Source organism: Kitasatospora sp. MAA19, from assembly GCF_029894125.1.
Classification (GTDB): domain Bacteria; phylum Actinomycetota; class Actinomycetes; order Streptomycetales; family Streptomycetaceae; genus Kitasatospora.
In genome coordinates this window covers 241,664-248,566 of the sequence record NZ_JARXYZ010000012.1, presented here as the reverse complement: position 1 = coordinate 248,566, position 6,903 = coordinate 241,664, and the positions used below count along the sequence as shown (strand labels likewise).

Genomic DNA, 6,903 nt, shown 5'->3' with positions numbered 1-6,903 from the left:
CCGTGGTGCCGACCTTGCCCTGCAGCCAGCGCACACCGGCGTCCGTCAGCGGCCCCCAGGCGCCGTCGACGGCCAGCGCCGGGCTGTAGCCCAGGTCGTTGACCGCCTGCTGCTGGCGCGCCACCGAACGCACGGACGTCATGCCGCCGCCGGACGAGCCACCGCCCGCGAACGCCTTGAACGCCGCTTCGGTACCGGGCCCCCACAGGCCGTCGGCCGTGGTGCCGACCTTGCCCTGCAGCCAGCGCACACCGGCGTCCGTCAGCGGCCCCCAGGCGCCGTCGACGGCCAGCGCCGGGCTGTAGCCCAGGCTGTTGACCGCCTGCTGCTGGGCGGAGACCGACCGCACCTGCGTCATGCCGCCACCGCTCGCGCCGCTGGAGTCGGTGGGGGGCGGGGTGTAGTCCGAGCTCGCCCACTCCAGCGGGCGGACCTGCGCCTGCATGCCGTTCTGGACCCAGGCGCGCAGCTGCGCCCCCGGGCAGTCGGTGGAGTTGCCGGGAAGTTGGCCGTGGTAGGTCTTGTCGAGGGTGCGGCCGGTCATGTCGCACGCCTTCTCGTACATCGAGCGGATGGCGGACAGCGCGATGTCCGTGGCGTCCCCGCTCTCCCCGATGAAGCAGACGCCGATGTGCGTGGTGTTGGCTCCGTAGGCGTGCGCCCCCTGCAGGTACCAGCCGCGGCCCTCGAAGACGCGGCCGCTGGTGTCGACCAGGAAGTTGTAGCCGATGTCGGACCAGCCGTTGGAGTCCATGTGGTAGTTCTGGATCTGCCGGACCGACTGCGTCGTCGGCCCGTCCGAGTAGTGCACGGTGAACCCGGTGCGGGCGCTGATGTCCACCGGCGTGATGTCCTTCGCCGGGCGGGCGCCCCACTGGCTGCGCGTGTAGATGTACAGCGTGTCGGAGTTGGGGCCGGCGCCGGTGCCCGAGCCCGGCACGATGAAGTCGCCCCGCTGGACGTACGGGTAGAGCTTTCCGGGGCAGTCCGTGTGGGTCTTCAGGCGCACGTCCCGGTGTCCGGCGATCCGGAAGCCCGCGTCCTTCTCGTTCTGCAGGTAGCCGCACAGGGCCTTGATGCCCGCGGCCATCTCCGGGGTCACGTCGTCGTCGGCGCCGATCAGGCCCATCACGGCGTAGAAGTTGCTGTTGGCCCCGGGCATCTCGACGCCGTTCGCGGCGGACCGACGGCCGAGTCCGCGTCCTTCGAATATGCCGCCGTGCTTGCAGACCAGGAAGTTGTACGGGATGTCGTCGTACTCGGGTTCCTTCTGGCCGAATTCGACCAGGACATCGCCGACGGTGTCGTAGTGCATCGAGTCGTCCTGGATCTTCTTGACCAGCGCGGCGCACTTGTCGTGGGGATCGACGGAGACGTTCCCGGCGCCCTCGTGGTGGATGACGATACCGCCGAGCCACGGGGTGAAGGGAAGCTGGTCGATCTTCTTGGGCGCTTCGGCGCCCCATTCACTGCGCGAGATGATGGTGACCATCTGGTTCTCCGGATTTCGTGCTGGGCTTGCTGATGCGGCGGGCGTCGTGCTGCCGCGGTGGGCGTCCTGCTGTGGCCGGCCGGCGGGCGTCGTGCCGCGGCCGGCAGGAGCGTTACGCGGCGGGTGGGCGCGTTACGCGGCCCCGATGACGCCCCCGTCCGTCCGCTGGATCACGAGCACGGCCGACCGCGGCCGACCGGCGGGGTCGTGGTCGGGCCAGTTGCTGACCACGCGGGGATCGTCCTGGGTGGGCGTGCCCCAGGCCAGCGTGTGCTCGCCCGGGTGCTGGACGTTGACGAACATGGTGCGGCGGTCGGGAGTGGTGATGACGCCGGTGATCTCGGCACCGCGCGGGCCGGTCAGGAAGCGGCGGATCTCGCCGGTGGCCGGGTCGGCGGCCAGCATCGCGTTGTTGCCCAGGTGCTCGTGGCCGGTCTCCGCCCGGTTCTGGTCGTAGGCCGAGATGCCGGTCCCGATCCACAGTCGGCCGTCGGCGTCGGACCACAGGTGCTTCGGCGAACCGAACATGCCGGAGGCGTCCAGGTGGACCTGTCGGTCGTGGGCCGGGTCGCCGGCGAGGACGAAGACGTCCCAGCGGAACCCGGTTTCCCGGCCCTCGCCCTGACCGGCGTTCTCGTCCTCCCGCCACCGGATGATGTGTCCGTACGGGTTGTTGGCGCGGGGGCTGACCGCGGCCCGGTGGGCGTTCGGACCGGAGGCGCAGTGGCCGAGGCCAGGGCTGTTCGCGAGTGCGCAGAAGGCCGTCCCGTCCGGGCCGATCGAGGTCTGCTGGGGCCGGTCCAGCGGGGTGGCTCCGAGCGCGTCCGCCGCCTGCCGGGCCCGCAGCACGACGTCGGCCTGGTCGGCCCAGCCGTTGTCCCGGGTCAGCGGGCCCTGGCCGTGGGTCAGCGGCAGCCAGCGGCCGGTGCCGTCGTCCTCGAACCGGGCGACGTACAGGGTGCCGTGGTCCAGCGGGCTGCGGCCCTGGGCGCGCAACCGCCACCAGCTGTCCGAACCCGCGAACTTGTAGAGGTAGCCGCCGTTCTCGTCATCGCCGCTGTAGACGACGACCCGGCCGGCGGACTCGGTAACGCTCGCTCCGACGTGCTGGAAGCGGCCCAGCGCGGTGCGCTTCACGGGCGGCGCCTGCGGCGTGCTCGGGTCGATCTCCACGACCCAACCGAACCGGTTGGCCTCGTTGCCGTTCGCCGCGAGGTCGAAGCGCGCGTCGGCGCGGTGCCAGTTGTAGCCGTCGCCGCGGGCGCTGATGCCGGCCCGCTTCTGCGCGCGGGTCGGTCGCCACGTCGTGCTGTCGGTGCCGAAGTAGCCGGCGACGTTCCGCTCGCCGGTCAGGAACGTCCCCCACGGGGTCACACCGTGTGAGCTGGTGCCGAGCGTGCCCGTGGCGGGCGTGCCCGTACGCAGAGCCGGGTGGTCGGCGTCCAGCGGTCCGGAGAAGGCGACGGGCGTGGCACCGGTGACGCGCACGTTGCGCGGGGAGTCGGCGAGCTGCCAGGTGCCGCCGGTGCGGCGCACCTCCAGCACGCTGACGCCGTGCGCGGCGAGCGCCTTGGCGACCTGCTCCTTCGTGACCGTCGCACCGCCGTGGCCGTACAGGAGGGCGGCGTCGGTGTACTCGTGGGTGAGCACCAGCGTGCCGCGGGAGTCGTCGGTGCCCGGGAAGAAGTGCAGTCCGGCGTGGTGGGAACCGACCTGCTCGGCCTGCTCCGCCGCGGTGTTGCCACCGTCGGCACGCCACTTCGGGCCGTTGTCGCGCACCGCCTGCCCCCACGGCGCGAGCACCCGCACGGAGTACCCGGCGGGCACGGCCACGGCGTCGGCGCTGCTCGCCGGTACGGCGGTGAAGCCGAGCGGGGTCGGCGCCTTGGCGGCCCCGCCCGGCTGTGCGGCGGACGCGGGGGAAGCGGACAGACCGAGGAAGGCGGCGAGGGCAAGGGTGCCGCCGGTCAAGGCCTGACGACGCGACAGGCCGGCGGCCACCACGTCGTCGAACGTGCGGCCGGGAGCTGCCTCCGGATACGGAGCGTGGTGATCTGGCATGGTCGCCACCCAAGGGAAGTTGGCCCGCCGGGGCGGGGTGCGGGGCTGAATAGGACCGACTGCACACGCCGCCTCTCGCGGTCAGGAGGCGCACGGCGAGTGCCGGCCGTGCCGGAGCGCAAGGATCGCCGGCGGGACTCGCGGACCTGAACCTAGATCGACTTGGGCCCCGCAACCACCCTGAGCTTGTCTCAAACGTCCCGACCCCTCGTTTTTGAGACGCCTGAGACGGCGGGGACGGGAACCGGCTCCGAGCCGACGGACCTCGTGGAACCGGAATCCGGCGATCTGCGTTTCCGGAAGGACAGGAAGAGCACGTGGAGGCGGCATGCAGTCAGCGCGGGAGCGGCGGAGCGTTTGGGCGTGGGTGGCGGCCGCCCTGGTCCTGGCCACGGGCGGCACGCTCTTCGGCAACAGCCGCATCCTCGCGACCTGGCGGTTCTGCCTGAGCCAGGACCACGAGCCGAATCCGAACCTGACGACGGCCACGGTGTCCGGGTGGGCCGTCATGCTCGGTGCACTCCTGGCGCTCGGCGCACTTCTGGGCCGCCTGCCGAGGAGCCGCCGGTACCGCCTGCCGGCCATGCTCGCCGCCGCTGCCGTACTGACCTGGCTCTACGTAGCCGGGATGGGATCCCCCGCACCGTTGCGACCCGGGCAGCCGGCGGAATCCGTGTGCCGGATCCTGCCGCCCTTCCCCTTCACGGGCTGAGCCGCCCGGGTAGCGGCCGTCGCCGCCCGCGGCGGGCGATGTGGGCGGCGACGGTGGGGTGGAAGCCGGCGAGGTCGCCGCCGAACTCAACGGGCGCCCACGCAGAACGCTCGGCCGGGAGACCCCGGCCGAGCGTCCCGCCGAGCTCCTGGCGCAGCGAATGGCGATTTGTCAGCAGGTGAGGGTGTTCCACGGGGTGGCCCAGAAGTCCAGCGCGTTCCAGGTCTTCGGACCGACAATGCCGTCGGCCTGGAGCTTGGCGCACCCCTGGAACTTCTTCACCGCGGCGAGGGTCTGGTCGCCGAACTGCCCGTCGACGCCCAGGTTGAAGGGGGTGGAGAAGAGGGTGGAGGATGCGTTCAGTTCGCACTGCAACGCCTTGACCTCGTCACCGCTGTCACCGTAGCTCAGCTCCGCCTGGCTCCAGCTGTACACGCCGCAGTCCGAGGTTTCGGCCGAGGCGCTGCCGGCGGTGGTCACACCGAATCCGGCGGCCAGAACGGTGGCGACCGCGACGGCCGCAAGCTTGCTACGCATGGTTCTTCCTTCGGTACAGGTGGTCGGGAGTACTTGGTCGGGCCGGATCAGCAGATGTAGTTCGCCGCGGTGTCGATGTCGCTCTGGTAGTCCAGTGCGGCCCAGGTCTTCGGGCCGACGATGCCGTCGGCCTGGAGACCGGCGCACCCCTGGAACTTCTTCACGATGGAGAGGGTGTTGTCGCCGAAGATCCCGTCCACCTGCAGACCGGCGCCGCGCACGCTGTAGTTGAGCTCGCACTGCAGCGCCTTGATCTCCGCGCCGCTGTCGCCGTAGCTCACCTGCGGCTCGTTGTCGCTGGTGAAACCGTAGTAGCTGCACACGGCGGGGGTGCTGGCGGACGCGGTGGTGGCGGTGCCGACTCCGAGGCCGGTGAACACGACGGCTCCCGCGGCGATGGCAGCGAGCTTGGTACGCATGGGCGTTCTCCTTCACATGGGACAGGTGGATGGCCCGGGGCGGACGGTGAGGCCGCCGATGACACGGCTGGGCGAACGGTCCCCGGGCGGGTGATGTCGGGTGTCGCGCGGGTGACGGCTGCCGTCACCCGCGCGACGCCCGCACGCGTCAGGCCGTGACGTGGTACCAGTAGCCGCCGGTACGCAGGCTGACGTAGTGGACGTTGGTGCCCGTCTCCTTGGCCTCGTACATCATGTCCGCGCCGGTGGCGGGGTCGGTGCCGGCGTAGAGCACGACGTGCACGGTGTTGTGCGCGTCCGTGCCGAAGTACTCGACGTCGCCGGGCCGGCGCTGGGACTCCGTGATCGGGGTGAGGTGCTGGTCCAGGGTCTGCTCGGTGGTGTCGCCGCCGTTGGCGAGGTCGATGCCTGCGCCGAACCAGAAGGCCGCGCGGACCAGGCCCGAGCAGTCCAGGCCGGCGGTGGTGTTGGCCGGGCAGGGCTGGATCGAGCCGGTGTAGCCGTCGCAGGTGCCGAGCGACGGGCCGGGGCCCTCGCCGCGCAGCGAGTGGCCGCCGCCCCACACGTACGGGACGCCCAGGTAGGACTTGGCCGCGTTCAGGACCTTGGCGGGGTCGACGGGGCCGCGGGGCAGCGGGGTGGGGGTACCGGCGTAGAGGGCGTTCTTGACGGCGGTGTCGACGATCCCGTTGATGGTCAGGGTGTGCGCGGCCTGGAAGTTGCGCACGGCCGTGTCGGTGGCCGACCCGAACTGCCCGTCCACGGTGAGGCGGCCCGCGTTGAAGGTGTTCAGCATCGTCTGCAGGGTCGTGGCGCACGCACCAGTGGCGCCCTTCTGCAGGTCGCCGCACTGGGTGCGCAGGTCCACGGTGCCGGAGGCGGCGGCCGCCGCCGCGTCGAGCGCCGACTTGGTGGCCGGACCGACGATGCCGTCGACGCTCAGGGCGTGCGCGGACTGGAAGGTGCGCACGGCCGTGTCGGTGGCCGGCCCGAACTGCCCGTCCACGGTGATCTGGGCACCGGTCAGATTGAGCTCCAGCTGGAGCTGGGTGACACAGCCGTCGGCCTCACCCTGCTGCAGGTCGGCCGGGCAGGCCGAGGAGGTGAGGGGTATCGGGGTCGGCGCGGCCGCGGCGGATGCGGCCGAGGCGGTGTACGCGCCGACGCCCGCCAGCACGGCCGCCAGGGCCAGGCCCAGCGACAACCGGCGCCGGGTGGGGAGGAGGGTGCTCACAGGAGGGTCTCCAGATCCGTGATGATTCGTCAGAGAGGGCAGGGTGCTTCACCTCCCTGGTGCTCGATGTGCTCGACGGGCAGGTGCTACTCGAACAGCCCCGAGTCGCTGGGCACGTAGGTGAAGCAGTAGCCGGACTTCCCGCCGTAGTACTGGTCGCCGCGGTAGAGGATGTTGTCGTCGGTGAAGGGACCGACGATGCCGTCCGGCGGCACGTGGACGAAGGTCTGGAACCACAGGACCTGGTCCTTGGTCTGCGGGCCCCAGACACCGTCCTCGTCGACGGTCTCCCGGTTGTTCTGCCGGGCGACATCGTTGATCAGGTGCTGGACACACCAGACGGCGTGGGTGTCGTCGGTGTAGCCGTCACCGAGGGTCGGAGCGCTGCGGCTGGCGCTGGCGGGGCCGGCCAGGGTGAGGAGGGCGGCGACGGCGGCCGCAGTGGCGG

The 6,903-nt window shown here is 71.5% G+C and carries 7 protein-coding genes; 1 reads left to right on the top strand and 6 read right to left on the bottom strand.

What is annotated here, in order from left to right; genetic code table 11:
• Together P3T27_RS20570 and P3T27_RS20565 are read right to left on the bottom strand one after the other, a co-directional pair.
• The coding region (locus P3T27_RS20570; protein ID WP_280680542.1) for an N-acetylmuramoyl-L-alanine amidase at nucleotides 1-1,492 on the bottom strand (1,492 nt) is incomplete at its 3' end.
• A 132-nt stretch (nucleotides 1,493-1,624) separates the two neighbouring features.
• A complete protein-coding gene (locus tag P3T27_RS20565) occupies nucleotides 1,625-3,553 on the bottom strand; it encodes a PhoX family phosphatase (RefSeq protein ID WP_280680541.1) in 1,929 nt (642 codons plus the stop codon).
• Between the two features lie 367 nt (nucleotides 3,554-3,920).
• Here P3T27_RS20565 and P3T27_RS20560 point away from each other — a divergent pair, with 367 nt between their 5' ends.
• Entirely contained in the window at nucleotides 3,921-4,265 is a 345-nt protein-coding gene (locus tag P3T27_RS20560; protein WP_280680540.1) for a hypothetical protein, read from the top strand.
• 171 nt (nucleotides 4,266-4,436) lie between these two features.
• Here P3T27_RS20560 and P3T27_RS20555 read toward each other — a convergent pair whose 3' ends face one another.
• From P3T27_RS20555 to P3T27_RS20540, 4 genes are all read right to left on the bottom strand, one after another.
• The gene (locus P3T27_RS20555; protein WP_280680539.1) at nucleotides 4,437-4,802 is read right to left on the bottom strand and encodes a peptidoglycan-binding domain-containing protein; all 366 of its coding nucleotides are present in this window, start codon (nucleotides 4,800-4,802) and stop codon (nucleotides 4,437-4,439) included.
• Nucleotides 4,803-4,849: 47 nt separating this feature from the next.
• Nucleotides 4,850-5,221: a peptidoglycan-binding domain-containing protein gene (locus tag P3T27_RS20550; RefSeq protein ID WP_280680538.1), complete on the bottom strand. Its 372-nt coding sequence runs from the start codon at nucleotides 5,219-5,221 to the stop codon at nucleotides 4,850-4,852.
• 148 nt (nucleotides 5,222-5,369) lie between these two features.
• Nucleotides 5,370-6,455, bottom strand: coding sequence for a peptidoglycan-binding protein (locus P3T27_RS20545; protein ID WP_280680537.1), 1,086 nt, complete (start codon nucleotides 6,453-6,455; stop codon nucleotides 5,370-5,372).
• Between the two features lie 86 nt (nucleotides 6,456-6,541).
• Nucleotides 6,542-6,775 carry a peptidoglycan-binding domain-containing protein gene (locus P3T27_RS20540; protein ID WP_280680551.1) on the bottom strand — a complete coding sequence of 78 codons (234 nt, stop codon included), beginning with the start codon at nucleotides 6,773-6,775 and terminating at the stop codon, nucleotides 6,542-6,544.
• Between the last annotated feature and the right edge of the window lie 128 nt (nucleotides 6,776-6,903).